Origin of the sequence: Pantoea sp. ICBG 1758 (assembly GCF_002928325.1) — a bacterium.
Lineage (GTDB): Bacteria > Pseudomonadota > Gammaproteobacteria > Enterobacterales > Enterobacteriaceae > Pantoea > Pantoea eucrina.
In genome coordinates this window covers 1-25,794 of sequence record NZ_POWL01000010.1, presented here as the reverse complement: position 1 = coordinate 25,794, position 25,794 = coordinate 1, and the positions used below count along the sequence as shown (strand labels likewise).

Below are 25,794 nucleotides of genomic sequence, written 5' to 3'. Positions count from 1 at the left end.
CGAGTGCCCACACAGATTGTCTGATAAATTGTTAAAGAGCGGTGCAGCCAGCGCCTCAGGCGTCTGCTGCGAGGTGGCGTATATTACGCTTTCCTCCTCCGGAGTCAACCACTTTTTTCAGCGTTTTTCTCCGGCGGGGTGAATCGCTTCACGCCCTGCTGAGCCCGTCTGCGTTGCCGCTTTGCCGTCTCAGTGGTGGCGCATTATAGGGATCCGAATTTTTTGCACAACCCCTTTTTTCGATCTTTTTTACTGAGTGGCGAGTTTCTGTTCTTTTCGCTGCGATCGCGAGCGATCCGGTTAAATTTCACTTTGTTCAGCACTGCATTTAGCTGCACGCTGGGAATAATTGATAAAGGAGAAAGATCATGTCTGTAGCCCTGCGCCCTTATAAGTACTCTTTTCCGCAAACCGGCGAGCGTGTCATGGTAGATAGCAGCAGCGTTGTTGTGGGTGATGTTCGATTAGATGATGATGTCAGTATCTGGCCGCTGGTCGCGATCCGCGGTGATGTTAATCACGTCATCATTGGTAAAAGAAGCAATATACAGGATGGCAGCGTTCTGCACGTCACGCATAAGTCAGCCACCAATCCCCAGGGATATCCTTTACTGATTGGCGAAGATGTGACGGTCGGGCATAAGGCGATGCTGCATGGCTGTACTATCGGCGATCGCGTGCTGGTCGGCATGGGCTCAATCGTACTGGACGGGGCCATTGTTGAAGAGGATGTCATGATTGGGGCGGGCAGCCTGGTCCCCCCCGGCAAGCGTCTCGTCAGCGGCTATCTCTATTTAGGTAGTCCGGTGAAACAGATTCGCCCGCTTACTGAAGCTGAAATTGCCGGCCTGCTTTACTCATCCGGCAATTACGTCAAATGGAAAGATGATTATCTGAATCAGGAGAGCCAGACCCAGCCCTGATCGCTGATCGCATCCGTCAGAATAAGCTTTTCAGCTTCCTCTTCTATATCCCAGCGATGTGCGCAGAACAGCGCCATCGCCTCTCCTTCACCAAAACGCGCATGAAGCGCGGGCTGAGAAATAGCACAGGTGATTCCCATGCCATTTACCAGAGCAGGAAAGATGACTGCCTGCTGCTGCCGATCCCAGCTTTCCCGTTCAGGAAAATGAATCGCCTGATTCATGGCTGCATGGCTCGCTTTAGTGTATCGATCACCGGCGTAATCTCCGGCATGACACCGTGCCAGAGCTGAAAAGCGTGTGCAGCCTGTCCCACCAGCATGCCCGTACCATCCGCCACGACGTCAGCGCCCTTCTGCTGGCACCATAGAAGAAAAGGCGTCAGGCCCGGTTGGTAAAACATGTCATAGCAGCGTACCCCGCGCTCAATCAGCGTGGCAGGTAAAGGTGGGATGTCGCCTGCAACACCGCTGGAGGTGGCATTGATAATCAGATCAAAAGCGTGTGCACTGAGCCGGGCAAAGTTTACTGCCTCAATCTCTCCGCAGTGACTAAACTGTTGCGCCAGCTCTTCAGCACGGCTGGCGGTGCGGTTTACCACCACCAGCGAGCAGCCGGCGGCAAGCAGAGGCTGGATCACACCGCGCGCAGCCCCCCCTGCACCGACCAGCAGGATCCGATCGCCTGGCTGGATCATCTCCAGCCTTTGCAGATCGCTGAGCAGGCCGATCCCGTCGGTGTTATCTCCGAAAAGCGAGCCATCACTTCTCTTATGCAGCGTATTCACTGCGCCAGATAGCCTGGCGCGCTCGCTCAGCGCATCAGCCAGCGACCACGCCTGCTGTTTAAACGGCAGGGTCACGTTAGCCCCCCTCCCCGCCGCAGCGAAAAAGGCACGCAGCGTCTGCGGAAAAGCATCCAGCGGCGCGCAGATTTGACCATAGCTGTGAGCTATACCGGTTTGCCGGGCAAATTCGCGATGAATAAAGGGGGACTTACTGTGCGCAATCGGATGGCCAAAAACGGCAAAGTTTTCCATCTGTCAGCCCTGGCGAATCAGTTCACCGCTGAGCACATCGCGGATTTCTGAAGGGTTAAGACGCCCTCCGGTGGCTGCCTGCAGCACCGGAAACGCAACGCCAAACTGCTCAGTGACTTCAGCAGCGGTGCGACAGGGCGGCATGCCGGTCAGGTTTGCGCTGGTAGAGACCAGCGGTTTGCCAAAACCACGGCATAATGCCTGAACGTCAGAGTGATTACTGACGCGGATCGCCAGTGAATTGAAACGCCCCGTCAGCCAGCGTGGTGTGCTGGATCGCGCCGGCACCACCCAGGTTACCGGACCAGGCCAGGAGGCAAACATGCGTTCGCGCTGCTCCGCTGTCAGTTGCTCATCGTCAATATAGGGCGTCAGCTGAGTATAGTCAGCGGCAATCAGGATCAATCCTTTCTCAACCGGCCGTTGTTTCAGCTGCAGCAGCGCCATTACCGCACGTTCGCTGTCAGGGTCGCAGCCAAGGCCAAATACGGCTTCGGTGGGATAAGCGATTACGCACTGCTGTTTTAGCTGCTCAATGCAAAAGTCAGCGCTTCCTGGAATAGATCGAGACTGGTTCATGATTACTCTTCTTCCGGCACAACGGGCTTGCCGCAGCGTTTACTGGCGCAGAAACGCCTGACGCCCTGTGCAGTTTTCTTTTCGATTAGTAAGGGGAACTGGCAGTGTGGACACGTACCGTCAACCGGCGTGGCGTTAATAGCAAACTGACACTCAGGATAGCGATCGCAGGCGTGAAACGTTTTGCCATAGCGCGAGCGCCGCTGTACCAGTTTACCGCTGGCACACTGCGGACAGGCAATAGTTGTCACATCAGGTTTATCAACGGCTTCCGTATAGTGGCACTCCGGATAACCGCTGCAGCTGATAAACATGCCAAACCGTCCCTGACGCAGTACTTTGTCTGCACCACACTGCGGGCAGGCATGCCCTTCCAGCACCTTGACGATATGGCCATCCGCCTGATTTTTCATCGGCCGGATATAGTCGCAGGCGGGATAGTTACTACAGCCCAGAAACGGGCCCGTTTTGCCAGAACGTATGACTAATTCTGCCCCGCACGCGGGGCAGGGTTCCTGTTTACGCACGCTAAACAGCGCTGATTTATTCATATTACCCGGGGTATTCATTACAGATTAATGCAGCATACCTTCATTGACGTCGAATAACAGTTCTTCCATTTGCTGATAGGCATTTTCGCATCCCGGAATATTAAACAGCACCATCAGCACCACCCATTTCAGATCCTGCAGATCGAACTCCAGCGTATCAAGCGCCATAACCCGTTCGATAACCATTTCCCGCGTTTCCATGTTCAGTACCTGAATCTGCTCAAGGAACAGCACGAAACCGCGACACTCTGCATCTAAACGCTGGCTCTCTTCCTCAGTGTAGATACGCATAGAGAGAGGATCGTTTGCCAGTAATACCGGTGCGACCAGCCCCTCCTGGTAATCTGCCAGCCGTTCAAGCCAGTTCAGCGCATTGTAGATATCTTCACGGTGAAAACCGGCGTCAGTTAGATCATCAGTGAGTTTATCCTGATCAACGCGCATCTCAGCTTCGTTATGAATATAGGTTTCAAACAAGTACATAAGTACGTCGAACATGGCATGCCCTCCTCAATCGGACATAGCCGCCGGGTACAGCTGCGATCCATCCTGCTAACTCCAGTTCGAGCAATTGTGCAGCGATGACTGGCACAGGTTGGCCGGCACGTTCAGCGACGACGTCAACAGGTGTAACCTCATCACCTACGTTAGCCAACGCGCTGAGAAATGGCAATGGAACATCGTCACTGAGTTGTGAATATATTGTGTCCGATTGGTTTACGGGCAGCCACTGCAGCGTAGAGTGCAAATCCTCCAGAATATTATTGGGATGAGCAACCAGCAGTGCGCCCTGCTGTATCAGCCAGTGCACGCCTTCACTGCCGGCGTTACCCAGCGCTCCGGGCAGCGCATAAACATTGCGGTTTTGCTCAAGTGCATAACGCGCCGTCACCAGCGAACCGCTTTTCAGCGACGCCTCTACCACCAGCACGCCATAGCTTAAGCCACTGATAATGCGGTTACGTCGCGGGAAGTTCACGCCATGCGGCGCACACGTCAGCGGCAGTTCAGAAATAAGCGCACCGCCGTGACTGATAATGTCGCAGGCCAGTGCCTGATGCTGCTTTGGATAGAGGCACTGTAATCCACTGCCCAGTACCGCCAGCGTCTTTCCTCCGGCAGCCAGCGCGGCACGATGCGCAATACCATCAATACCGCGTGCCAGTCCACTGGTGATAGTCAGGCCGCTTACGGCCAGCTGTTGCGTAAACCACTCCCCCCACTCTTTCCCGTAAAGTGAGCAGTTGCGGCTGCCGACCACGGCAAGCTGAGGCTGGGTAAGCGCTGCTGCATCGCCAGCGACAAACAGCGCGGTCGGGTAGCGCGCTGTCTCTTTAAGCCGCTCCGGATAACGAGCATCCGTGCAGTCAATCAGGCTATGCTGCGGCTGCTCCAGCCACGCCAGTGTGTTATCACGCTGGCGCGGGCACAGCACCAGGTAGTGCTGCCGCTGTTGTTCACTCATTCCCTGAGCGCGCAGCCACTCATCATCCACTCTGTCAGCAGCCTTTAACGCCGTCATAAAGCGGTGCGCTTTGTGGCCGCTCAGGCCCCGTACGTTTGCTGCTCTGAGCACTCTTTCCAGCTTTTCCATTTTGCCTTCCATGACCGCCGTGTCTGTGCCGTGCAATGCTGTCAATCGGGCCCTGAAAAGTCTACAATATGAACCAGTAATCTTTTCTTTAACGCATATAGATCTGGATATTTATGTCAGTTTTGCAGGTATTACATTTTCCTGACGATCGCCTTCGCAAAATTGCTGCACCGGTTGCAGCAGTTGACGCCGGGGTTCAGCGTATCGTCGATGATATGTTTGAAACGATGTATGCCGAAGAAGGCATCGGCCTGGCGGCTACACAGGTTGATATCCACCAGCGTATTATCGTTATCGATGTCTCTGAAAATCGTGACGAGCGCCTGGTGCTTATCAATCCGGAGCTGCTGGAAAAAAGTGGCGAGACCGGTATCGAGGAAGGCTGCCTTTCTATTCCGGAACAGCGTGCATTTGTGCCGCGCGCCGAGCGCGTTAAAGTTCGCGCGCTGGATCGTGACGGTAACAGCTTTGAACTGGAAACGGATGGCCTGCTGGCAATCTGTATTCAGCATGAAATTGACCATCTGGACGGCAAGCTGTTTATCGATTATCTGTCACCGCTGAAACGCCAGCGTATTAAACAGAAACTGGAAAAACTGGCTCGCCAGAATACCCGCGCATCCTGAGAGCGAACAGAAGGCTAAATTGTGTCTGCACCGTTGAAAATTATTTTTGCCGGTACACCTGACTTTGCAGCGCGTCACCTTGACGCGCTGCTTGCATCTGAGCATCAGGTAACCGGCGTCTTTACCCAGCCCGATCGTCCTGCCGGACGCGGCAACAAACTCACTCCCGGCCCGGTAAAAGTGTTAGCCGAGACGCACGGTATACCGGTTTTTCAGCCCAAATCACTCAGGCCGGAAGAGAACCAGCAGCTGGTAGCCGATCTGCAGGCAGATATCATGGTCGTCGTGGCCTATGGGCTGATTCTGCCACAGGCAGTGCTTTCGATGCCCCGTCTCGGTTGCGTGAACGTTCACGGCTCGCTGCTGCCACGCTGGCGCGGTGCCGCGCCGATTCAGCGTGCGCTCTGGGCTGGCGATAGCGAAACCGGTGTGACCATTATGCAGATGGATGCAGGCCTCGACACAGGCGATATGCTGCTCAAACTCAACTGCCCGATTGGTCCGGACGATACCAGCGCTTCGCTTTACAATCGCCTGGCTGAACTGGGACCGCAGGGCCTGCTGCAAACGCTAACTATGCTGGCGACCAACCGTGCACAGCCTGAGGTACAGGATAACGCTCTGGCGACCTACGCTGAAAAGCTCAGCAAAGAGGAAGCCCGGCTGGACTGGACGCTGCCGGCGGCGCAGCTGGAGCGCTGTATCCGTGCCTTTAATCCCTGGCCGGTAAGCTATTTTCTTATCGATGATCAACCGGTAAAAGTCTGGCAGGCAACGGTGTTACCGCATCAGGATAAACAGCCGGGCGAAATCCTGCACGCCGATAAGCAGGGCATTCAGATCGCAACCGCGGATGGTGTCTTAAACCTGTTATCCCTGCAGCCAGCTGGCAAAAAACCTATGTCAGCCCAGGACCTGCTCAACTCACGTCGCGAATGGTTCACTCCCGGAACCGTTCTGGCCTGATCCTGTTGCCCGGTACGCGCCGGGCCCAACTGCCTGATGAAATACTATGAAAAAAGCGACTAACCTGCGCAGCCTGGCGGCGCAACTGATCGAACGTGTGGTGGATAAAGGCGAATCGCTCAGCGCTATCCTTCCTGCCGCGCAAAAAACCGTGGCGGACAAAGATGGCGCCCTGCTGCAGGAGTTGTGCTTTGGTGTGACGCGCACATTACCTCAGCTGGAAGCGCTGATCGGCAAGCTGATGGAGCGCCCGTTAACCGGTAAACAGCGCGTGCTGCACTACCTGATTATGGTCGGCCTTTATCAGCTGCTTTATACGCGTATCCCGCCGCATGCCGCGCTGGCGGAAACTGTTGCCGGCGCAGAAGTCCTTAAGCGGGCTAACCTGAAAGGGCTGCTGAATGGCGTGTTACGCCAGTTTCAGCGTCAGCAGGAGAGCCTGCTGGCAGAAGTGGATCAGGCACCGCAACGCTATCTGCATCCTGGCTGGTTACTGAAACGTCTTCAGCACGCCTGGCCGCAGCAGTGGCAGGCGATCACCGAGGCCAACAATCAGCGTCCGCCAATGTGGTTGCGCGTCAATCGCCAGCATCATACGCGTGATGCCTGGCTGGCATTGCTGAATCAGGCGGACAAAAATGGCATCTGCGGCGATGCGCCGGATGCTGTACGTCTGGAATCACCAGCGCCTGTAAGCCAGCTGCCGGGTTTTGAGCAGGGATGGGTTACGGTTCAGGATCTCTCCGCGCAGCGTTGTGCTCTGCTGCTCGAACCTCAGCCAGGCGAACATATACTGGATCTCTGTGCAGCGCCGGGCGGTAAAACCACACATATTCTGGAAGTGGCCCCACAGGCCAGTGTGATGGCAGTTGATATTGATGAGCAGCGCCTGAGCCGCGTGCGGGAAAACCTGCTGCGCCTGAACATGACTGCAGAAGTGCGTCAGGGCGATGGCCGTACGCCTGCCGCCTGGTGTAACGATCTGACATTTGACCGTATCCTGCTTGATGCGCCCTGTTCTGCAACCGGCGTGATACGTCGCCATCCTGATATCAAATGGCTGCGCCGCGATCGGGATATTGCGGAGCTGGCAGCACTGCAGCGTGAAATCCTTAATGCCATCTGGCCACGTCTGAAATCAGGCGGCACGCTGCTGTATGCGACCTGTTCAGTATTGCCGGAAGAGAACCATGAGCAAATCCGCATGTTTCTTGCCGACCATGATGATGCCATCGCGGTGCCGCTGCCGCAGGGGGATGAATATGGCTGGCAGGTATTCCCGCACGCTGACGGCGGTGACGGCTTTTTCTACGCTAAGCTGATAAAAAAATAGTGCGGCGCACGCTAATGAGAGCAACAGAGCGATGAAAATTATTATCCTCGGAGCCGGTCAGGTTGGCGGTACGCTGGCAGAGAATCTGGTGGGTGAAAACAATGACATCACCGTGGTAGACAGCGACCCTTCACGTTTACGCGTGTTGCAGGACAAATTTGACCTGCGCGTTGTCCACGGCCACGGTTCTCATCCGCGTGTCCTGCGTGAAGCGGGCGCAGAAGATGCCGATATGCTGGTTGCCGTAACCAGTTCGGACGAAACCAATATGATCGCCTGTCAGATAGCTTACTCGCTGTTTAATACGCCAAACCGTATTGCGCGTATTCGTGCAGCGGACTATCTGCGCGATGGCGATAAATTATTTACGCCGGAAGCGGTGCCGATTGACCACTTAATCTCTCCTGAACAGCTGGTTATCGACAATATCTATCGTCTTATCCAGTATCCTGGCGCACTTCAGGTGGTCAATTTTGCGGAAGGGAAAGTAAGCCTTGCCGTGGTTAAAGCCTATTATGGCGGCCCGCTGGTCGGCAATCCGCTCTCTATCATGCGTGAGCATATGCCACACATCGATACGCGGGTTGCGGCTATTTTTCGTCAGGATCGCCCTATTCGTCCGCAGGGGTCAACCATTGTTGAAGCGGGTGATGAAGTGTTCTTCATTGCTGCCAGTCAGCACATTCGCGCCGTAATGAGCGAGATGCAGCGGCTGGAAAAGCCTTACAAACGCATCATGCTGGTAGGCGGGGGCAACATCGGTTTTGGTCTTGCGCAGCGGCTGGAAAAACATTACAGCGTTAAACTTATCGAGCGTAATCAGCAGCGCGCCGCTGAACTGGCAGAAAACCTGCAGGACACCATCGTATTTTATGGTGACGCCTCCGATCAGGAGCTGCTGGCTGAAGAGCATGTGGATCAGGTTGATCTTTTTATTGCCGTGACCAATGACGATGAAGCCAACATTATGTCAGCCATGCTGGCTAAAAAGATGGGGGCGAAAAAAGTCATGGTGCTGATACAGCGTCGCGCCTATGTTGACCTGGTGCAGGGCAGCGTAATAGACATTGCCATCTCACCACAGCAGGCCACTATATCTGCCCTGCTGAGCCACGTACGCAAGGCGGATATTGTGGGCGTTTCGTCACTGCGCCGCGGCATTGCAGAAGCCATTGAAGCGATTGCACATGGCGACGAGAGCACGTCACGCGTGGTTGGCCGGCAGATTGAAAATATTAAATTGCCGCCCGGCACGCTAATTGGCGCCATTGTGCGCGGTGATGAGGTGATTATTGCTAATGCAAACGTCAGAATCGAACAGGGTGATCATGTGATCATGTTTCTGACAGACAAAAAATTTGTTCCGGATGTAGAGCGACTGTTTCAGCCCAGCCCGTTTTTCCTCTGATAATCGCTGGGCTGCCTCTCCCTTCGCGGCCTCGCTTTAATGCGCTGCAATAATGGAAAATGCGCTAAGGTTTGTTAGACTTTATCGATTGGCTTAGGCAAGGGAGATAACCATGAGTTTATTCAAAGAGTTTCGCGATTTCGCCATGCGTGGCAACGTAGTGGACCTGGCAGTCGGTGTCGTGATCGGTGCTGCGTTTGGTAAAATTGTTTCATCATTAGTGGCGAATATCATCATGCCTCCGCTGGGCCTGCTGATTGGCGGCGTGGACTTTAAGCAGTTCAGATGGGTGCTGAAACCGGCAGAGGGTGATGTTCCTGCTGTGGTGATGGAGTATGGTAATTTTATCCAGACCGTATTTGATTTTGTCATTATTGCATTCGCGATTTTCATGGCGATTAAAGTAATGAACAAACTCTATACCAAAAAAGAAGTAGAGAAGCCGGCACCGAAGCCTTCCAGCGAAGAAGTACTGCTCACGGAAATCCGTGATTTGCTGAAGCAGCAGAATACAAAGATCTGATAAAAAAGCCGCCTGACTCAGGCGGCTTTTTTTATGCCATAGCAGAAGGCCAGTGATAAACAGTGTTGCTTATCGCTGGCCTCCCGCTGCTGTCCCTTTGCATGCTTCTCTTTACGACGATAGCTGCCCTTACCTTTCTGGTTACGCTCGATCCGCTGACGATAAAGCGGGTCATGCAGTAACGCCACCAGCGCATTATCATTGATGATCCCTTTGCGATGCTGATAGTGACTCATACCTTTCTCCTGATAAATTTCGGGGGTAACTTTACTCTTTTTGTCCGGCGTTGCAATCTTTACCGCAGCACGCTTCTGGCTGCGGATCGTTGCCTGTCTCCAGCGCTTCAAGAATAGAACAGCAGGCGGAGCTGTGTTGCTCGCCGCAGCAGGTTTGCGCCAGCCGCTGCAGTGAACGCTGAATGATCTGCAGTTCAGCGATAACATGATCAACCTCTTCCAGCCTGCTGGCCACGATCGCTTTTGACTCCTGACAGGTGTGATGATCGGGTTCGATCCTGATCGACAGTAATCCCCGAATCGCTTCCAGAGTAAAACCAAGCTGACGTCCGTAGCGAATGAACCGCAGACGCTGCAGATCTTTATCGCTGTAAAGACGAAAGCCGCCTCCGGTGCGCATTCTGTGCTCCATCAGCTGCTGCTTTTCATAAAAACGAATGGTGTCCGGCGTAACTTCCGCAAGCCGGGCGAGTTGACCAATGCGATACACGCTATTCACCCTGCTTAAGACGTTGAGCAATATCAGCACGATAACGGCTGTATAAAAATTCGGTGCTCAGGCCAGCCTGCTGCAGTTTACTTTCAAGGAGAATGAGGCGCCGGGTAATTTCAGCGTGAGAAGGTTCTTCTGCATCAAGCGTCTGCAACAGCTTGTGCAGTTCAAGCGCCTCTTTCCGGGCTTCAAGCTCAGGCGGAAGATAGCCGGCATTCTTTAACAGACGATACGCGGTACGCAGTTCAGGGGGAACTGCACTGTCATCATCCAGCTGTAACGGCGCACCCTCACCAGGAAGGTTGCTTAGTTCACCTTTTGCCTGAGCTTCACGAATGTGCTGTTCCGCCAGTTGATCGATTAACCACATAGCGCTCTCCTGTCGATATCTGTCAATGACTCAGGAAATCATAGCGGATAACAAATTTCAGGCAATAAAAAACCCGCCGGAGCGGGTTTTCTACGATACTGCAGATTACTCTGCAGCAGCTTCTGCTTGAGCTTCTGGACGATCAACCAGCTCGATGTAAGCCATCGGAGCGTTGTCACCAGCACGGAAGCCACACTTCAGAATACGAGTGTAACCACCGGCACGGCTCGCGAAACGCGGGCCCAGCTCGTTAAACAGTTTTGCCACGATCTCGTTATCACGAGTGCGGGCGAATGCCAGACGACGATTAGCTACGCTGTCGGTCTTGGCAAGAGTAATCAGCGGCTCAACTACGCGACGCAGTTCTTTGGCTTTCGGCAGAGTCGTTTTAATGATCTCATGACGAACCAGAGAACCAGCCATGTTGCGGAACATAGCCTGACGATGGCTGCTGTTGCGGTTCAGTTGACGACCACTCTTACGATGGCGCATGACCTTATCCTTCTCAGTGAAACCTTAACCTGTGATCGGGTTATTCATCAGCGATGCTTGCTGGTGGCCAGTTTTCCAGGCGCATGCCCAGAGACAGACCACGTGAAGCGAGCACATCTTTAATCTCAGTAAGAGATTTTTTACCGAGGTTAGGCGTTTTAAGCAGCTCAACCTCAGTACGCTGTACCAGATCACCGATGTAGTGGATAGCTTCTGCCTTAAGGCAGTTAGCAGAGCGGACAGTCAATTCCAGATCGTCAACAGGGCGCAGCAGGATCGGATCGAATTCTGGTTTCTCTTCTTTCACTTCCGGCTGACGTACGTCACGTAAATCAACGAAAGCTTCCAGTTGTTCTGCCAGGATGGTGGCCGCACGACGAATCGCCTCTTCAGGATCGATTGTGCCGTTGGTTTCCATTTCGATGACCAGCTTGTCCAGGTCGGTGCGCTGCTCTACACGCGCTGCTTCAACATTGTAGGCGATACGGTCTACAGGGCTGTAGCAAGCGTCGACCAGCAGGCGGCCGATTGGGCGCTCATCTTCTTCCGAATGAATTCGGGCAGACGCCGGCACATAACCACGACCACGCTGAACTTTGATACGCATGCTAATAGATGCGTTTTCATCGGTCAGATGGCAGATCACATGCTGCGGCTTGACGATTTCGACATCACCATCATGGGTGATGTCGGCTGCAGTCACAGGGCCAATGCCAGATTTATTCAAAGTAAGGATGACTTCATCTTTACCCTGAACTCTTACCGCCAGCCCTTTCAGGTTGAGCAGGATTTCCAGGATATCTTCCTGAACGCCCTCTTTGGTGGAGTACTCGTGCAGCACGCCATCAATTTCAACCTCGGTCACCGCGCAACCCGGCATGGAAGAAAGCAGAATACGGCGCAGTGCGTTACCAAGAGTATGGCCAAAGCCACGCTCTAATGGTTCAAGGGTCACCTTGGCGTGCGTCGAACTCACTTGCTCGATATCTACCAGGCGCGGTTTTAGAAACTCTGTCACAGAACCCTGCATTGTGTCCTCTCTTTGGTACTAAGCTTTACTTAGAGTAAAGCTCGACGATCAGGTGTTCGTTAATGTCCGCAGACAGATCAGTACGCTCAGGCATACGCTTGAACACACCTTCCATCTTGGTCGCATCAACTTCCAGCCAGGTTGGCTTTTCACGCTGCTCAGCCAGCTCCAGAGCGGCCTTCACGCGAGATTGCTTTTTGGCTTTCTCACGGATGCTTACGACATCATTCGGAGAGACCTGATAAGAAGCGATGTTAACAACGCGGCCATTTACCAGAATAGATTTGTGGCTAACCAGCTGACGTGCTTCTGCACGAGTGGCGCCAAAGCCCATACGGTAAACTACGTTATCCAGACGACCTTCCAGCAGAGCTAACAGGTTTTCACCGGTGTTGCCTTTCAGACGTGCTGCTTCTTTATAGTAGTTACGGAACTGACGCTCCAGCACGCCGTACATACGACGAACTTTCTGCTTTTCACGTAACTGACCGCCGTAATCAGACAGACGCGGTTTACGCGCACCATGCTGACCAGGGGCTTGTTCAATTTTGCACTTGGAATCAATCGCGCGAACGCCAGACTTAAGGAATAAGTCGGTACCCTCGCGACGGCTCAGCTTGAGCTTAGGACCCAAATATCTTGCCATTTTCTTTCTCCAACTAACCTAAAAAACGGGGCGTTATACGCGACGTTTTTTCGGCGGACGACAACCGTTGTGAGGGATCGGAGTCACATCAGTAATATTCGTGATGCGGAAACCAGCAGCGTTCAGAGCACGAATCGTAGATTCGCGGCCTGGACCTGGACCCTTAACCATAACTTCCAGGTTCTTAATACCGTAATCTTTTACCGCTTCTGCACAGCGCTCTGCAGCGACCTGAGCAGCGAATGGAGTAGATTTACGTGAACCGCGGAAACCGGAACCACCGGCGGTTGCCCAACCCAGCGCGTTACCCTGACGATCGGTAATGGTTACGATGGTGTTGTTAAAAGACGCATGGACATGAGCCACGCCATCTGAGACTTGTTTTCTTACACGCTTACGTGCACGAACTGGTGCCTTTGCCATTATTTACTCACCCCGATTATTTCTTGATCGGTTTACGCGGACCCTTACGGGTACGTGCGTTGGTCTTAGTACGCTGACCGCGAACCGGCAGACCACGACGATGGCGTAAACCACGGTAGCAACCAAGGTCCATAAGACGCTTGATGCTCAGGGTGATTTCACGGCGCAGATCACCTTCAACAACGAATTTACCAACTGCTTCACGCAGCTGATCAATCTGTTCTTCAGACAGCTCACTGATCTTAACATTTTCAGCAATGCCCGTTTCAACGCAGATAGCTTTGGAACGAGTTTTGCCGATACCGAAGATCGAAGTTAATGCGATAACGGTATGTTTATGATCAGGAATGTTAATGCCTGCTATACGGGCCACTATGCACTCCTATAATTAAATAAATGCGAACCATGCTGAAAAGCCCGTTTTCAGGATACTCAAATGGAAACGCATCGACATACAAAAGATTGGCTGGCTAATCTAGCCAGCTCAACCCGACTTTGCAAGAAAAATATGTGACTTAATCAGCCCTGGCGCTGTTTATGCTTAGGCTCGGCGCTGCAGATCACACGTACGACACCGTCGCGACGAATGATTTTGCAGTTACGACATAATTTCTTGACGGAAGCACGAACTTTCATTTTTACTCTCCGTAACTTCTCAAGCTACTGAATTAACGGCCATAGCCTTTCAGGTTAGCTTTTTTCAATGCAGACTCATACTGACTAGACATCATCAGAGTTTGCACTTGAGCCATAAAGTCCATGATGACGACCACTACAATCAGCAGTGAAGTACCGCCGAAGTAGAAGGGAACCTTCATGGCATCACGCATGAACTCCGGGATCAGGCAGATAAAAGTAATATACAGCGCACCGATTAAGGTGAGTCGTGTCATAACTTTATCGATATACTTCGCCGTTTGCTCTCCCGGACGAATTCCCGGTACGAATGCACCAGACTTCTTCAGGTTATCTGCTGTTTCACGCGGGTTAAACACCAACGCCGTATAGAAGAAACAGAAGAAGATGATTGCAGTCGCATAGAGTAGCACATAAAGCGGCTGTCCTGGCTGCAAATACAGCGAAATTGTTGTCAGCCAGTTCCAACCACTACCGCTCCCGAACCAGGATGCTATCGTTGCCGGGAACAGAATAATGCTGGAAGCGAAGATAGCTGGAATGACACCTGCCATATTCACTTTCAACGGTAAATGTGTGCTCTGTGCAGCATATACACGACGCCCCTGCTGACGCTTAGCGTAGTTGACCACGATACGACGCTGGCCACGCTCAACGAAAATAACAAAGAACGTCACTGCAAATACAAGAACTGCAACCAACAGCAACAGAAGAAAGTGCAGGTCGCCTTGCCGCGCTTGCTCGATGGTATGGCCAATGGCCGGCGGAAGACCCGCAACAATACCTGCGAAGATAATGATTGAGATACCGTTACCGATACCTCGTTCAGTAATCTGTTCGCCCAGCCACATCAGGAACATTGTCCCGGTAACCAGACTCACAACAGCGGTAAAGTAGAATGCGAAGCCCGGATTTAACACCAGGCCCTGCATTCCTGGCATATTCGGCAGACCGGTAGCGATACCGATCGACTGAAATATGGCCAAAACCAGGGTGCCATAGCGGGTGTACTGGCTAATCTTACGACGGCCAGCCTCACCCTCTTTCTTAATCTCTGCCAGGGCGGGATGAACCACCGTCAGCAGCTGGATAATAATAGAGGCCGAAATATACGGCATAATACCCAGCGCGAAGATTGAGGCACGACTGAGAGCACCACCAGAGAACATGTTGAACATTTCAATGATGGTGCCACGCTGTTGCTCAAGCAGTTTGGCAAGTACAGTGGCATCGATACCGGGGATTGGAATAAAAGAGCCAATGCGGAAGACAATCAGTGCACCGATTACAAACAATAGTCTGCGCTTCAGTTCACCAAAGCCCCCTTTGGCGCTTTGAAAATCTAATCCCGGTTGCTTTGCCATCTGCTACTTATTCCTCGATTTTACCGCCAGCAGCTTCGATTGCAGCACGAGCACCTTTGGTGACACGCAGTCCACGAATCGTTACCGGTGTAGTAACTTCACCAGACAGAATCACTTTCGCGAATTCAATCTGAACACCGATGATGTTGGCTGCTTTCAGCGTGTTCAGGTCAACAATACCGCCTTCCACTTTCGCCAGATCAGACAGACGAACTTCAGTCGTCACGAATGATTTGCGTGAAGTGAAGCCGAACTTCGGCAGACGACGGTACAGAGGCATCTGACCACCCTCGAAACCACGACGTACGCCACCGCCAGAACGTGAGTTCTGACCTTTGTGACCACGACCGCCGGTTTTGCCGAGGCCAGAACCGATACCACGACCCAGACGCTTGGAAGCGTGTTTAGACCCTTCGGCCGGAGACAGAGTGTTTAAACGCATCTCTTACTCCTCCACTTTCAGCATGTAGGAAATCGCGTTGACCATACCGCGTACAGCAGGCGTGTCTTCACGCTCAACGGTGTGACCAATACGACGCAGACCCAGGCCAATCAGAGTGGCTTTGTGCTTAGGCAGGCGGCCGATTGAACTGCGGGTTTGTGTAATTTTAATAGTCTTAGCCATCGTGATTACCCCAGAATTTCTTCAACGGATTTACCACGCTTGGCAGCGACCATTTCCGGAGATTTCATATTGCCCAGACCATCAATAGTTGCACGAACCACGTTAATCGGGTTGGTGGAACCATATGCTTTAGCCAGAACGTTATGAACTCCAGCGACTTCCAGGACGGCGCGCATTGCACCACCGGCGATGATACCGGTACCTTCAGAAGCCGGCTGCATGAACACACGAGAACCCGTGTGCGCACCTTTTACAGGGTGCTGCAGGGTGCCGTGAGTCAGCGCGACGTTAATCATATTGCGACGGGCTTTTTCCATCGCTTTCTGGATCGCTGCTGGAACTTCACGCGCTTTACCGTAACCAAAACCCACGCGGCCGTTGCCATCACCCACTACAGTCAGTGCGGTGAAGGAGAAAATACGACCACCTTTCACAGTTTTAGAAACACGGTTTACCGCGATCAATTTTTCCTGCAGTTCGCCAGCTTGTTTCTCGATGTGTGCCATCTTAGACCTCTACCTTAGAACTGAAGGCCAGCTTCACGAGCAGCATCTGCAAGTGCCTGGACGCGACCATGATATTGGAACCCGGAACGATCGAAAGAAACATCTTTGATGCCTTTTTCGATAGCGCGCTCAGCCAGAGCTTTACCTACAGCTGCAGCGGCGTCTTTGTTACCGGTATACTTCAGTTGTTCAGCGATAGCTTTTTCTACAGTAGAAGCAGCAACCAGAACTTCGGAACCGTTCGGGGCGATTACCTGTGCGTAAATGTGACGCGGGGTACGATGTACCACCAGGCGAGTAGCACCCAGCTCTTTGAGCTTGCGACGTGCACGGGTCGCACGACGGATACGAGCAGATTTCTTATCCATAGTGTTACCTTACTTCTTCTTAGCCTCTTTGGTACGCACGACTTCGTCGGCGTAACGAACACCCTTGCCTTTATAAGGCTCAGGACGACGGTAGGCGCGCAGATCAGCTGCAACCTGTCCGATAACCTGCTTATCAGCGCCTTTCAGCACGATTTCAGTTTGAGTCGGACATTCAGCAGTGATGCCGGCCGGCAGTGCATGTTCAACAGGGTGAGAGAAGCCCAGGGCCAGACTCACAGAGTTGCCTTTAACAGCTGCACGATAACCAACACCAACCAGTTGCAGCTTCTTAGTGAAGCCGTCGGTAACACCGATAACCATGCCGTTCAGCAGTGCACGAGCAGTACCTGCCTGTGCCCAACCATCCGCATAACCTTTGCGTGGAGCAAAAGTCAGGGTGTTGTCTTCCTGCTTGATTTCAACAGCATTGTTGATAGTACGAGTCAGCTCGCCGTTTTTGCCTTTGATCGAAACTTCCTGACCGTTGAGTTTTACCTCTACGCCGGCAGGAATAACGACAGGTGCTTTTGCAACACGAGACATTTTATTCCTCCGATTACGCTACGTAGCAGATAATTTCGCCACCAAGACCAGCCTGGCGCGCTGCACGATCAGTCATGACACCTTTAGAGGTAGAAATTACAGCAATACCCATACCAGCCATCACTTTTGGCAGCTCATCTTTTCTTTTATAGATGCGCAGACCAGGACGGCTAACACGTTGAATGCTTTCTACAACAGCTTTACCCTGGAAATACTTAAGAGTCAGTTCCAGTTCCGGCTTGATGTCGCCTTCGATTTTAAAATCTTCAATATAGCCTTCTTCCTTCAGCACGTTGGCAATTGCCACTTTCAGCTTGGAGGAAGGCATAGAGACCGCAACTTTGTTCGCGGCCTGACCGTTACGGATACGGGTCAGCATATCCGCGATCGGATCTTGCATGCTCATCTGTGTTACTCCCGTGATTCAAATGGTGACAATTACCAGCTAGCCTTTTTAAGACCCGGGATTTCACCGCGCATAGCGGCTTCACGGACCTTGATACGGCTCAACCCAAACTTCCGCAGGAAACCGTGCGGACGACCTGTCTGACGGCAGCGGTTACGCTGACGGGAAGGGCTGGAATCACGCGGCAGACTCTGCAGCTTGAGAACGGCATTCCAACGATCTTCGTCAGATGCGTTCACATCAGAAATGATTGCTTTCAGCTCAACGCGTTTTGCGAAGAACTTGTCTGCTAATTTCACACGCTTAACTTCGCGTGCTTTCATAGATTGCTTAGCCATTAAGTAACCCTACCTTACTTGCGGAACGGGAAGTCAAAGGCAGCCAGCAGTGCACGGCCTTCATCATCAGATTTCGCAGTAGTGGTAATGGTAATATCCAAACCACGAACGCGATCGACTTTGTCGTAGTCGATTTCTGGGAAGATGATCTGCTCACGTACGCCCATGCTGTAGTTACCACGACCGTCGAAAGACTTCGCAGAAAGACCGCGGAAGTCACGAATACGTGGTACAGCAATAGTGATCAGACGCTCAAAGAACTCCCACATGCGTTCGCCACGCAGAGTTACTTTACAGCCGATCGGATAGCCCTGACGGATTTTGAAGCCTGCAACTGATTTGCGTGCTTTGGTGATCAGCGGTTTTTGACCGGAGATTGCTGCCAGATCGGCTGCTGCGTTATCCAGCAGTTTCTTGTCAGCGATCGCTTCACCAACACCCATGTTCAGGGTGATCTTCTCGACCCGAGGGACTTGCATGACAGAATTGTAGCCAAACTCTGTCATGAGTTTCTGGACTACTTCGTCTTTGTAGTAATCATGCAGTTTCGCCATCGTACTACTCCAAATTACTTGATAGTTTCGCTGTTAGACTTGAAGAAACGGACTTTTTTGCCGTCTTCGAATCTAAAGCCTACACGGTCAGCCTTGCCGGTTGCCGCATTGAAGATTGCAACGTTAGAAACCTGAATTGCAGCTTCTTTTTCAACGATGCCACCTGGCTGGTTCAGAGCCGGAACCGGCTTCTGGTGTTTCTTAACCAGGTTGATACCTTCAACGATGACTTTACCAGAAGTCAGGACGTTCTTTACTTTACCGCGCTTACCTTTGTCTTTACCGGTAAGAACAATAACTTCGTCGTTACGACGGATTTTAGCTGCCATTGCTCGCTCCTTAGAGTACTTCTGGTGCCAGAGAGATAATTTTCATGAACTTTTCATTGCGAAGTTCACGAGTTACCGGCCCAAAAATACGCGTTCCGATTGGCTGCTCACTGTTATTGTTCAGAATAACGCATGCATTGCCATCGAAGCGAATGACAGAACCGTCCGGGCGACGAACACCCTTCCTGGTGCGCACCACTACCGCTTTCAGGACATCACCTTTTTTCACCTTGCCACGAGGAATTGCTTCCTTGATGGTCACTTTGATGATATCGCCGACGCCTGCGTAGCGACGGTGCGAGCCACCCAGAACCTTGATACACATTACGCGACGTGCACCGGAGTTGTCGGCGACGTTCAGCATAGTCTGTTCTTGGATCATTTTAGTGCTCCGCTAATGTCAACTACTACTTCGGGACCCAAACCTCAGGTCGTTAAAAAGCCCCATAATTGAGGGCGCGGCATTATAACACCGGATCTCGCAGATGGGTAGAAAAAATGAACGGCTCGCGAGAGCCGTTCATTTTGTTTTTAGAGGAAACGAATTCTATTACAGAATCGCTTTCTCTACAACGCGAACCAGAGTCCAGGACTTAGTCTTGGAAAGTGGACGGGTTTCGCGGATCTCAACCACGTCACCAATACCACACTCATTGTTCTCGTCATGGATGTGCAGCTTAGTCGTACGTTTGATGAATTTACCGTAGATCGGGTGCTTCACGAAACGTTCGATAGCGACAACAGCAGATTTCTGCATTTTGTCACTAACAACACGACCTTGCAGAGTACGGATTTTATCGGTCATTACGCCGCCTTCTCAGTCAGTAAAGTCTTAACGCGCGCAACATCACGGCGAACTTGCTTCAGCAGATGGGTCTGCTGCAGCTGGCCAGATGCTGCCTGCATGCGCAGGTTAAACTGCTCACGCAGGAGGTTAAGCAGCTCAGTGTTCAGCTCTTCAACGCTTTTTTCACGCAGCTCAGTTGCTTTCATTACATCACCGTCTTAGTTACAAAGGTGGTTTTGATAGGCAGTTTTGCTGCTGCCAGCTTGAAGGCTTCACGGGCCAGCTCTTCCGGTACGCCGTCCATTTCATACAGGACTTTACCAGGCTGAATCAGGGCAACCCAATACTCAACGTTACCCTTACCTTTACCCATACGCACTTCCAGCGGCTTCTCGGTGATCGGTTTGTCCGGGAATACACGGATCCAGATCTTACCTTGACGCTTAACTGCACGGGTCATAGCACGACGTGCTGCTTCGATCTGACGAGCGGTCAGACGACCACGGCCAACAGCTTTCAGACCGAAAGTACCGAAGCTAACATCCGTACCCTGCGCCAGACCGCGGTTACGGCCTTTGTGCACTTTACGGAATTTTGTACGCTTTGGTTGTAACATCAGCGACTCTCCTTACTTACGGCCTTTACGCTGCTGCTTTTTAGGTTGAGCAGCCGGTTCCGGTTGTTCAACAGCAGCCATACCACCCAGGATCTCACCTTTGAAGATCCATACCTTAACGCCGATTACACCATAAGTGGTGTGCGCTTCAGAGGTGTTGTAGTCAATGTCCGCACGCAGAGTGTGCAGCGGTACGCGACCTTCACGATACCATTCGGTACGTGCGATCTCAGCACCACCAAGACGGCCGCTGACTTCAACTTTAATACCTTTAGCGCCCAGACGCATTGCGTTCTGTACAGCACGCTTCATAGCACGACGGAACATCACACGACGCTCCAGCTGTGAAGTGATGCTGTCAGCAACCAATTTAGCGTCCAGTTCCGGTTTACGGACTTCGGCGATATTGATCTGAGCAGGAACGCCAGCGATATTCGCGACGACCGTACGCAGTTTTTCTACGTCTTCACCTTTCTTACCGATAACGATACCCGGGCGAGCGGTGTGAATGGTCACACGGATGCTCTTAGCCGGACGCTCGATAACGATACGAGATACAGACGCTTTAGCCAGTTCTTTAGTCAGGAACTGACGTACTTTAAAATCGCTGTCGAGGTTGTCAGCGAATTCTTTGGTGTTCGCAAACCAGGTAGAGTTCCATGGTTTTACAATACCCAGGCGAATACCATTAGGATGTACTTTCTGACCCATTGCTAGTCTCCAGAGTCTCAGCGATCGGACACAACCACAGTAATGTGGCTGGTGCGCTTCAGGATGCGATCTGCACGACCTTTTGCACGCGGCATAATGCGCTTCATGCTTGGGCCTTCGTCTACGAAAATTTTCGCAACTTTCAGATCGTCGATATCAGCGCCATCGTTGTGTTCGGCGTTAGCAATGGCAGATTCCAGGACTTTCTTAACCAGTACAGCCGCTTTCTTGTTGGTGTAAGTCAGAATATCCAGAGCCTGCGACACTTTCTTACCGCGAATCAGGTCTGCCACCAGGCGAACCTTCTGAGCAGAAGAACGAGCATGGCGATGTTGAGCAATAGTTTCCATCTCTTCCTCCTACTTATTTCTTCTTGGCTTTCTTATCTGCAGCATGGCCGCGATAAGTACGTGTCGGTGCGAATTCGCCCAGCTTGTGACCAACCATTTCGTCGGAAACAAAGACTGGAACGTGCTGACGACCATTATGGACAGCGATGGTCAAACCGATCATGTTAGGGAAGATCGTTGAACGACGGGACCAAGTGCGCAGGGGCTTCTTGTCACCGCTTTCCACCGCTTTCTCTACCTTCTTCAGCAAGTGCAGGTCAATAAAAGGACCTTTCTTGAGAGAACGTGGCATGGCTTATCCTCTAAAATTATTTGCTACGGCGACGTACGATAAATTTATCAGTACGCTTGTTGCTACGGGTCTTCTTACCTTTGGTCTGAACGCCCCACGGTGAAACCGGGTGCTTACCAAAGTTACGACCTTCACCACCACCGTGCGGGTGATCGACTGGGTTCATCGCAGTACCGCGAACGGTAGGACGAACACCGCGCCAACGGGCTGCACCGGCTTTACCCAGAACGCGCAGCATGTGCTCAGCGTTACCGACTTCGCCCAGGGTTGCGCGGCAGTCAGATTCGACTTTACGCATTTCGCCTGAACGCAGACGCAGGGTCACGTAAGAACCTTCACGCGCAACGATCTGCACGTAAGCACCAGCAGAGCGAGCAATCTGACCGCCTTTGCCTGGTTTCATTTCTACGTTATGCACGGTAGAACCAACTGGGATGTTACGCATCGGCAGGGTGTTACCTGCTTTAATCGCAGCATCAACGCCAGACTGAATCTGGTCGCCAGCTTTCAGGCCTTTAGGGGCCAGAATGTAACGGCGCTCGCCATCTTTGTACAGAACCAGTGCGATGTTCGCAGAACGGTTCGGATCGTACTCAAGACGCTCAACAACTGCCGGGATACCATCTTTGTTGCGTTTGAAGTCAACAATACGGTAAGCCTGCTTGTGACCACCACCGATATGACGGGTAGTGATACGACCATTGTTGTTACGACCACCGGATTTGCTGTTTTTTTCAACCAGCGCGGCAAATGGTTTGCCTTTGTGCAGCTCAGGGTTCACCACTTTAACTACGTGGCGACGACCCGGAGATGTCGGTTTACATTTAACAACTGCCATTGTCTTTCTCCTCCGACTTACTCAGCGCCGCCGACGAAGTCCAGGTTCTGGCCTTCCTTCAGGGTAACGTAAGCTTTTTTCCAGTCGTTACGACGACCGATACGCTGTCCGTGACGCTTAACTTTACCCTTAACAACCAGGGTGTTTACGTCTTTAACTTCTACTTCGAACAGTTTCTCAACAGCAGCAACGATCTCTGCTTTGGTCGCATCTTTCGCAACTTTGAGAACGATGGTATTGGTTTTTTCCATCGCGCTTGATGCTTTTTCAGATACGTGCGGCGCGCGCAGTACTTTCAGCAGACGTTCTTCACGGATCATGCCAGCATCTCCTCAACTTGCTTAACTGCTTCAGCAGTCATAACGACTTTGTCGAAGGCGATCAGGCTAACTGGGTCGATACTTGCTGCGTCACGCACGTCAACCTTGTACAGGTTACGCGCAGCCAGGAACAGATTTTCATCCAGTTCACCGGTGATGATCAGCACGTCTTCCAGCGCCATGTCTTTCAGTTTCTGTACCAGCAGCTTGGTTTTCGGTGCTTCTACAGAGAACGACTCGACAACGATCAGACGGTCCTGACGTACCAGCTCGGACAGAATGCTTTTCAGCGCGCCGCGGTACATCTTTTTGTTAACTTTTTGACTGTGGTCCTGTGGACGAGCAGCGAAGGTCACGCCACCTGAACGCCAGATCGGGCTCTTAACAGAACCTGAACGCGCACGGCCGGTACCTTTCTGGCGCCACGGCTTTTTGCCTGAACCAGTTACTTCAGCACGAGTCTTCTGCGCACGAGTACCCTGACGAGCACCTGCGGCATAAGCAACAACAACCTGGTGAACCAGCGCTTCGTTGAAATCACGACCGAAGGTAGTTTCGGAAACAGTCAGCGCGCTCTGCGCGTCTTTCAGTACTAATTCCATTGCTATCCCCTTACGCCTTCACAGCTGGTTTAACAATCAGGTCGCTGCCGGTTGCACCCGGGACAGCACCTTTGACCAGCAGCAGGTTGCGCTCAGCGTCAACACGTACTACTTCCAGGCTCTGAACGGTTACGCGCTCGTTACCCAGCTGACCAGCCATTTTCTTGCCTTTGAACACTTTGCCCGGAGTCTGGTTCTGACCGATAGAACCCGGAACGCGGTGAGACAAGGAGTTACCGTGTGTAGCGTCCTGGGTACGGAAGTTCCAGCGCTTAACGGTACCTGCGAAACCTTTACCTTTAGAGGTACCGGTAACGTCTACTTTTTTAACGTCAGCGAAAATTTCAACACTGATGCTCTGACCTACGGAGTACTCTTCACCTTCGGTGCGGAATTCCCACAGACCACGGCCAGCTTCAACGCCAGCTTTAGCATAATGACCTGCTTCCGGCTTGGTCACACGGTTTGCTTTTTTAGCACCGGTGGTAACCTGGATCGCCTGGTAACCATCGTTTTCCAGATCTTTGACCTGGGTAACGCGGTTTGCTTCAATTTCAATTACGGTTACTGGGATTGAAACGCCATCTTCAGTGAAGATGCGAGTCATGCCCACTTTTTTACCGACTAAACCACTCATTGTATCAACCTCTCAATCGCTCGATGACCTGATTAACCCAGGCTGATCTGCACGTCAACACCGGCAGCCAGATCCAGACGCATCAGAGCATCAACGGTTTTTTCAGTTGGCTCAACGATGTCTACCAGACGCTTGTGAGTGCGGATTTCGTACTGATCACGCGCATCTTTGTTAACGTGCGGAGAGATCAGAACGGTGAAGCGCTCTTTGCGGGTCGGCAGCGGAATTGGACCACGAACCTGCGCACCAGTGCGCTTGGCAGTCTCAACGATTTCCGCGGTTGATTGATCGATCAGACGATGATCAAACGCTTTAAGACGGATACGGATTCTTTGGTTCGACATGAGACCAAGGCTCCAAACATTTTATAAACGAAAAGAATTACTACCCACACCCATTACGATTGATGGGGGAGTGTAATCGTTCAGCATATAACTCCCCAATTGGGAGTATTGTCAGGCGACACACCTAGCACTGTCGCCTGCGATTCTGCTCGAATCGCGCCATACCAATGTCGGCAGGCCGGCGTATTATACGTAATTACGCTCAGGAAGCAACCCGTGCTCTGTTTTTAACCATAAAAATTCAGGCAAAAGAAAACCCGCCGGGCACGACTGCCGGGCGGGTTTACAGAACAGGTATGCGCAGGCCGCTATTCGTCCGCCTTTTCGCTGATTTGCGACTGCAGGTAGTTCTGCAGGCCAATTTTCTGAATCAGATCGAGCTCGGTTTCAAGAAAGTCGATGTGATGCTCTTCATCAGCCAGGATTTCAATCATCATGTCCCGGCTCACGTAGTCGTGAACTTTATCCGCCCAGGCAATGGCTTCACGCAGGTCTTTTGCCCCTTCCAGCTCCAGCTGCAAATCGGACTGCAGCATTTCGGGCACGTCCTCACCTATGCGCAGACGTCCCAGATCCTGCAGATTGGGAATACCTTCGAGAAAGAGAATACGCTCAATGTATTTGTCGGCATGCTTCATCTCATCGATCGATTCGTGGTATTCGATATCGTTGAGGCGCATCAGCCCCCAGTTTTTAAACATGCGCGCATGCAGAAAATACTGGTTAATCGCGACCAGCTCATTTCCAAGCAGTTTGTTGAGATGTGCAATGACTTTGACGTCGCCCTTCATATCACCCCTCCCCTCTTCAGTTAACCAGATAGTAGATGCAGAGAGAAAGAAGTCAAAAAGGCGTGACAGTTTTTGTGGGTATTACGACATTCTGCGCGTAATGTCAGGCGATCTCTTTATAGAGCGGTGCATGCTGCAGTTCATCATCCATGATTTCGCGCGCTGCCCGGATGCATTTACCACACTGCTTCCCGACCGGGACCAGCTGGCGCAGCTGCTGGATCGATTTTGGCTGATAGCGGCGCACTACTTCACGCAGCGTTTTATCACTCACACCATTACACAGACAAACGTACATTTCAGATTCAACTCCGGTACAATTTCTGATCAAAGTGTAAATGAGAATGGTTGCTATTACAACGCAGGGTTTGTAGGGTTATCGATTGGTATGCTGATTTTGACAGGCAAAAAAAAAGAGCACCGAAGTGCTCTTTCTGATTGCTACGGCAGCAGTAAAAAACCGCTGCCGGCGTTAACACAATTAAGCGATAACAGAAGCAACAACGCCCGCGCCAACGGTACGGCCGCCTTCGCGGATTGCGAAGCGCAGACCCTGGTCCATCGCGATTGGGTGGATCAGGGTAACAACCATCTTGATGTTGTCG

Annotated in this window: 45 protein-coding genes and 1 pseudogene; 6 read left to right on the top strand and 40 right to left on the bottom strand. The window is 52.0% G+C overall.

Annotated elements, in window-relative coordinates; genetic code table 11:
• Positions 1 to 368: 368 nt before the first annotated feature.
• Positions 369 to 923, top strand: coding sequence for a gamma carbonic anhydrase family protein (locus C1Y41_RS19350; protein WP_039380747.1), 555 nt, complete (start codon positions 369 to 371; stop codon positions 921 to 923).
• Here the strand turns inward: C1Y41_RS19350 and C1Y41_RS19345 are convergent.
• The 6 genes from C1Y41_RS19345 to dprA are packed head-to-tail and all read right to left on the bottom strand — an operon-like array spanning position 899 to position 4,686.
• Positions 899 to 1,147 carry a DUF1488 domain-containing protein gene (locus tag C1Y41_RS19345; RefSeq protein ID WP_071668691.1) on the bottom strand — a complete coding sequence of 83 codons (249 nt, stop codon included), beginning with the start codon at positions 1,145 to 1,147 and terminating at the stop codon, positions 899 to 901. The genes C1Y41_RS19350 and C1Y41_RS19345 overlap by 25 nt on opposite strands.
• Entirely contained in the window at positions 1,144 to 1,962 is an 819-nt protein-coding gene (aroE, locus tag C1Y41_RS19340) for a shikimate dehydrogenase (RefSeq protein WP_104086158.1), read from the bottom strand. Before aroE ends, C1Y41_RS19345 begins: the two co-directional genes overlap by 4 nt.
• 3 nt (positions 1,963 to 1,965) lie before the next feature.
• The gene (tsaC, locus tag C1Y41_RS19335; RefSeq protein WP_104086157.1) at positions 1,966 to 2,541 is read right to left on the bottom strand and encodes an L-threonylcarbamoyladenylate synthase type 1 TsaC; all 576 of its coding nucleotides are present in this window, start codon (positions 2,539 to 2,541) and stop codon (positions 1,966 to 1,968) included.
• Positions 2,542 to 2,543: 2 nt separating this feature from the next.
• Positions 2,544 to 3,092, bottom strand: a complete 549-nt coding sequence (locus C1Y41_RS19330; RefSeq protein ID WP_039385655.1) for a type I DNA topoisomerase — start codon at positions 3,090 to 3,092, stop codon at positions 2,544 to 2,546.
• A 24-nt stretch (positions 3,093 to 3,116) separates the two neighbouring features.
• The gene (gene smg, locus C1Y41_RS19325; RefSeq protein ID WP_039380755.1) at positions 3,117 to 3,590 is read right to left on the bottom strand and encodes a DUF494 family protein Smg; all 474 of its coding nucleotides are present in this window, start codon (positions 3,588 to 3,590) and stop codon (positions 3,117 to 3,119) included.
• Complete coding sequence (gene dprA / locus C1Y41_RS19320) at positions 3,562 to 4,686, bottom strand: DNA-protecting protein DprA (protein ID WP_039385656.1); 1,125 nt, start codon at positions 4,684 to 4,686, stop codon at positions 3,562 to 3,564. The genes smg and dprA overlap by 29 nt, the downstream gene beginning before the upstream one ends.
• Positions 4,687 to 4,799: 113 nt before the next feature.
• Between dprA and def the strand changes: the two genes are divergently transcribed.
• The 5 genes from def to mscL all read left to right on the top strand — a co-directional run bounded on the left by def (position 4,800) and on the right by mscL (position 9,542).
• On the top strand, positions 4,800 to 5,312 hold the full coding sequence (def, locus tag C1Y41_RS19315; protein WP_039380757.1) for a peptide deformylase: 513 nt from the start codon (positions 4,800 to 4,802) through the stop codon (positions 5,310 to 5,312).
• 21 nt (positions 5,313 to 5,333) lie between these two features.
• On the top strand, positions 5,334 to 6,278 hold the full coding sequence (gene fmt, locus C1Y41_RS19310) for a methionyl-tRNA formyltransferase (RefSeq protein WP_104086156.1): 945 nt from the start codon (positions 5,334 to 5,336) through the stop codon (positions 6,276 to 6,278).
• A 46-nt stretch (positions 6,279 to 6,324) separates the two neighbouring features.
• Positions 6,325 to 7,611 (top strand): 16S rRNA (cytosine(967)-C(5))-methyltransferase RsmB, encoded by a 1,287-nt coding sequence (rsmB, locus tag C1Y41_RS19305; RefSeq protein ID WP_104086155.1) that lies wholly within the window; start codon positions 6,325 to 6,327, stop codon positions 7,609 to 7,611.
• 31 nt (positions 7,612 to 7,642) lie between these two features.
• Positions 7,643 to 9,019 (top strand): Trk system potassium transporter TrkA, encoded by a 1,377-nt coding sequence (gene trkA / locus C1Y41_RS19300; protein ID WP_039380765.1) that lies wholly within the window; start codon positions 7,643 to 7,645, stop codon positions 9,017 to 9,019.
• 112 nt (positions 9,020 to 9,131) lie between these two features.
• Positions 9,132 to 9,542, top strand: a complete 411-nt coding sequence (gene mscL, locus C1Y41_RS19295) for a large-conductance mechanosensitive channel protein MscL (RefSeq protein ID WP_039380768.1) — start codon at positions 9,132 to 9,134, stop codon at positions 9,540 to 9,542.
• Positions 9,543 to 9,559: 17 nt separating this feature from the next.
• Here the strand turns inward: mscL and C1Y41_RS19290 are convergent, their stop codons facing one another.
• The 34 genes and pseudogenes from C1Y41_RS19290 to tuf form a co-directional block, all read right to left on the bottom strand.
• Positions 9,560 to 9,778, bottom strand: coding sequence for an alternative ribosome-rescue factor A (locus C1Y41_RS19290; RefSeq protein WP_104086154.1), 219 nt, complete (start codon positions 9,776 to 9,778; stop codon positions 9,560 to 9,562).
• Positions 9,779 to 9,809: 31 nt separating this feature from the next.
• Positions 9,810 to 10,268, bottom strand: a complete 459-nt coding sequence (gene zntR / locus C1Y41_RS19285) for a Zn(2+)-responsive transcriptional regulator (protein WP_039380774.1) — start codon at positions 10,266 to 10,268, stop codon at positions 9,810 to 9,812.
• Position 10,269: 1 nt separating this feature from the next.
• Positions 10,270 to 10,641, bottom strand: coding sequence for a DUF1992 domain-containing protein (locus C1Y41_RS19280; RefSeq protein WP_039380777.1), 372 nt, complete (start codon positions 10,639 to 10,641; stop codon positions 10,270 to 10,272).
• Positions 10,642 to 10,746: 105 nt separating this feature from the next.
• The gene (rplQ, locus tag C1Y41_RS19275; protein WP_003850180.1) at positions 10,747 to 11,133 is read right to left on the bottom strand and encodes a 50S ribosomal protein L17; all 387 of its coding nucleotides are present in this window, start codon (positions 11,131 to 11,133) and stop codon (positions 10,747 to 10,749) included.
• Positions 11,134 to 11,173: 40 nt separating this feature from the next.
• Positions 11,174 to 12,163, bottom strand: a complete 990-nt coding sequence (gene rpoA / locus C1Y41_RS19270; RefSeq protein WP_007891688.1) for a DNA-directed RNA polymerase subunit alpha — start codon at positions 12,161 to 12,163, stop codon at positions 11,174 to 11,176.
• Between the two features lie 25 nt (positions 12,164 to 12,188).
• Positions 12,189 to 12,809 carry a 30S ribosomal protein S4 gene (gene rpsD / locus C1Y41_RS19265; protein WP_039380782.1) on the bottom strand — a complete coding sequence of 207 codons (621 nt, stop codon included), beginning with the start codon at positions 12,807 to 12,809 and terminating at the stop codon, positions 12,189 to 12,191.
• Between the two features lie 33 nt (positions 12,810 to 12,842).
• Positions 12,843 to 13,232, bottom strand: a complete 390-nt coding sequence (gene rpsK / locus C1Y41_RS19260; protein ID WP_004160563.1) for a 30S ribosomal protein S11 — start codon at positions 13,230 to 13,232, stop codon at positions 12,843 to 12,845.
• Between the two features lie 16 nt (positions 13,233 to 13,248).
• Positions 13,249 to 13,605, bottom strand: coding sequence for a 30S ribosomal protein S13 (gene rpsM / locus C1Y41_RS19255; protein WP_039380785.1), 357 nt, complete (start codon positions 13,603 to 13,605; stop codon positions 13,249 to 13,251).
• Positions 13,606 to 13,751: 146 nt separating this feature from the next.
• Positions 13,752 to 13,868 (bottom strand): 50S ribosomal protein L36, encoded by a 117-nt coding sequence (rpmJ, locus tag C1Y41_RS19250; protein ID WP_004160566.1) that lies wholly within the window; start codon positions 13,866 to 13,868, stop codon positions 13,752 to 13,754.
• A gap of 32 nt (positions 13,869 to 13,900) precedes the next feature.
• Entirely contained in the window at positions 13,901 to 15,232 is a 1,332-nt protein-coding gene (gene secY, locus C1Y41_RS19245) for a preprotein translocase subunit SecY (protein WP_039380787.1), read from the bottom strand.
• Between the two features lie 7 nt (positions 15,233 to 15,239).
• On the bottom strand, positions 15,240 to 15,674 hold the full coding sequence (rplO, locus tag C1Y41_RS19240) for a 50S ribosomal protein L15 (RefSeq protein WP_039380790.1): 435 nt from the start codon (positions 15,672 to 15,674) through the stop codon (positions 15,240 to 15,242).
• Positions 15,675 to 15,677: 3 nt separating this feature from the next.
• The gene (gene rpmD, locus C1Y41_RS19235) at positions 15,678 to 15,857 is read right to left on the bottom strand and encodes a 50S ribosomal protein L30 (RefSeq protein WP_039380794.1); all 180 of its coding nucleotides are present in this window, start codon (positions 15,855 to 15,857) and stop codon (positions 15,678 to 15,680) included.
• Positions 15,858 to 15,862: 5 nt separating this feature from the next.
• Positions 15,863 to 16,363, bottom strand: a complete 501-nt coding sequence (gene rpsE, locus C1Y41_RS19230) for a 30S ribosomal protein S5 (protein ID WP_013510759.1) — start codon at positions 16,361 to 16,363, stop codon at positions 15,863 to 15,865.
• Positions 16,364 to 16,377: 14 nt separating this feature from the next.
• Positions 16,378 to 16,731 (bottom strand): 50S ribosomal protein L18, encoded by a 354-nt coding sequence (rplR, locus tag C1Y41_RS19225; RefSeq protein ID WP_013510760.1) that lies wholly within the window; start codon positions 16,729 to 16,731, stop codon positions 16,378 to 16,380.
• Between the two features lie 9 nt (positions 16,732 to 16,740).
• Positions 16,741 to 17,274 (bottom strand): 50S ribosomal protein L6, encoded by a 534-nt coding sequence (gene rplF, locus C1Y41_RS19220; RefSeq protein WP_039380801.1) that lies wholly within the window; start codon positions 17,272 to 17,274, stop codon positions 16,741 to 16,743.
• A 13-nt stretch (positions 17,275 to 17,287) separates the two neighbouring features.
• Entirely contained in the window at positions 17,288 to 17,680 is a 393-nt protein-coding gene (rpsH, locus tag C1Y41_RS19215) for a 30S ribosomal protein S8 (protein WP_065648467.1), read from the bottom strand.
• 32 nt (positions 17,681 to 17,712) lie between these two features.
• Positions 17,713 to 18,018, bottom strand: a complete 306-nt coding sequence (gene rpsN, locus C1Y41_RS19210; RefSeq protein WP_039380805.1) for a 30S ribosomal protein S14 — start codon at positions 18,016 to 18,018, stop codon at positions 17,713 to 17,715.
• A gap of 14 nt (positions 18,019 to 18,032) precedes the next feature.
• Positions 18,033 to 18,572 carry a 50S ribosomal protein L5 gene (gene rplE, locus C1Y41_RS19205; RefSeq protein ID WP_013510763.1) on the bottom strand — a complete coding sequence of 180 codons (540 nt, stop codon included), beginning with the start codon at positions 18,570 to 18,572 and terminating at the stop codon, positions 18,033 to 18,035.
• 14 nt (positions 18,573 to 18,586) lie between these two features.
• Positions 18,587 to 18,901, bottom strand: a complete 315-nt coding sequence (rplX, locus tag C1Y41_RS19200; protein WP_021508218.1) for a 50S ribosomal protein L24 — start codon at positions 18,899 to 18,901, stop codon at positions 18,587 to 18,589.
• A gap of 10 nt (positions 18,902 to 18,911) precedes the next feature.
• Positions 18,912 to 19,283, bottom strand: a complete 372-nt coding sequence (rplN, locus tag C1Y41_RS19195; RefSeq protein WP_038629760.1) for a 50S ribosomal protein L14 — start codon at positions 19,281 to 19,283, stop codon at positions 18,912 to 18,914.
• A gap of 168 nt (positions 19,284 to 19,451) precedes the next feature.
• Complete coding sequence (gene rpsQ / locus C1Y41_RS19190) at positions 19,452 to 19,706, bottom strand: 30S ribosomal protein S17 (protein ID WP_010618568.1); 255 nt, start codon at positions 19,704 to 19,706, stop codon at positions 19,452 to 19,454.
• Positions 19,706 to 19,894 (bottom strand): 50S ribosomal protein L29, encoded by a 189-nt coding sequence (gene rpmC / locus C1Y41_RS19185; RefSeq protein ID WP_021508217.1) that lies wholly within the window; start codon positions 19,892 to 19,894, stop codon positions 19,706 to 19,708. Before rpmC ends, rpsQ begins: the two co-directional genes overlap by 1 nt.
• A complete protein-coding gene (gene rplP, locus C1Y41_RS19180; protein ID WP_002438716.1) occupies positions 19,894 to 20,304 on the bottom strand; it encodes a 50S ribosomal protein L16 in 411 nt (136 codons plus the stop codon). The genes rpmC and rplP overlap by 1 nt, the downstream gene beginning before the upstream one ends.
• 12 nt (positions 20,305 to 20,316) lie before the next feature.
• Complete coding sequence (rpsC, locus tag C1Y41_RS19175; RefSeq protein ID WP_009087585.1) at positions 20,317 to 21,015, bottom strand: 30S ribosomal protein S3; 699 nt, start codon at positions 21,013 to 21,015, stop codon at positions 20,317 to 20,319.
• A gap of 17 nt (positions 21,016 to 21,032) precedes the next feature.
• Positions 21,033 to 21,365 carry a 50S ribosomal protein L22 gene (gene rplV, locus C1Y41_RS19170; protein WP_007891659.1) on the bottom strand — a complete coding sequence of 111 codons (333 nt, stop codon included), beginning with the start codon at positions 21,363 to 21,365 and terminating at the stop codon, positions 21,033 to 21,035.
• A gap of 13 nt (positions 21,366 to 21,378) precedes the next feature.
• The gene (rpsS, locus tag C1Y41_RS19165) at positions 21,379 to 21,657 is read right to left on the bottom strand and encodes a 30S ribosomal protein S19 (protein WP_001138115.1); all 279 of its coding nucleotides are present in this window, start codon (positions 21,655 to 21,657) and stop codon (positions 21,379 to 21,381) included.
• A gap of 16 nt (positions 21,658 to 21,673) precedes the next feature.
• Positions 21,674 to 22,495, bottom strand: a complete 822-nt coding sequence (rplB, locus tag C1Y41_RS19160; RefSeq protein ID WP_039380813.1) for a 50S ribosomal protein L2 — start codon at positions 22,493 to 22,495, stop codon at positions 21,674 to 21,676.
• Positions 22,496 to 22,512: 17 nt separating this feature from the next.
• The gene (gene rplW / locus C1Y41_RS19155; RefSeq protein WP_039380816.1) at positions 22,513 to 22,815 is read right to left on the bottom strand and encodes a 50S ribosomal protein L23; all 303 of its coding nucleotides are present in this window, start codon (positions 22,813 to 22,815) and stop codon (positions 22,513 to 22,515) included.
• A complete protein-coding gene (rplD, locus tag C1Y41_RS19150) occupies positions 22,812 to 23,417 on the bottom strand; it encodes a 50S ribosomal protein L4 (protein ID WP_039380819.1) in 606 nt (201 codons plus the stop codon). The genes rplW and rplD overlap by 4 nt, the downstream gene beginning before the upstream one ends.
• 10 nt (positions 23,418 to 23,427) lie before the next feature.
• The gene (rplC, locus tag C1Y41_RS19145; RefSeq protein ID WP_039380822.1) at positions 23,428 to 24,054 is read right to left on the bottom strand and encodes a 50S ribosomal protein L3; all 627 of its coding nucleotides are present in this window, start codon (positions 24,052 to 24,054) and stop codon (positions 23,428 to 23,430) included.
• Positions 24,055 to 24,086: 32 nt separating this feature from the next.
• A complete protein-coding gene (gene rpsJ, locus C1Y41_RS19140; RefSeq protein WP_006120582.1) occupies positions 24,087 to 24,398 on the bottom strand; it encodes a 30S ribosomal protein S10 in 312 nt (103 codons plus the stop codon).
• Positions 24,399 to 24,706: 308 nt separating this feature from the next.
• Positions 24,707 to 25,189, bottom strand: coding sequence for a bacterioferritin (bfr, locus tag C1Y41_RS19135; protein WP_039380825.1), 483 nt, complete (start codon positions 25,187 to 25,189; stop codon positions 24,707 to 24,709).
• 103 nt (positions 25,190 to 25,292) lie between these two features.
• On the bottom strand, positions 25,293 to 25,487 hold the full coding sequence (gene bfd / locus C1Y41_RS19130; protein WP_039380828.1) for a bacterioferritin-associated ferredoxin: 195 nt from the start codon (positions 25,485 to 25,487) through the stop codon (positions 25,293 to 25,295).
• Between the two features lie 183 nt (positions 25,488 to 25,670).
• Positions 25,671 to 25,794 (bottom strand): annotated as a pseudogene (tuf, locus tag C1Y41_RS19125) (elongation factor Tu); the annotation flags it as partial.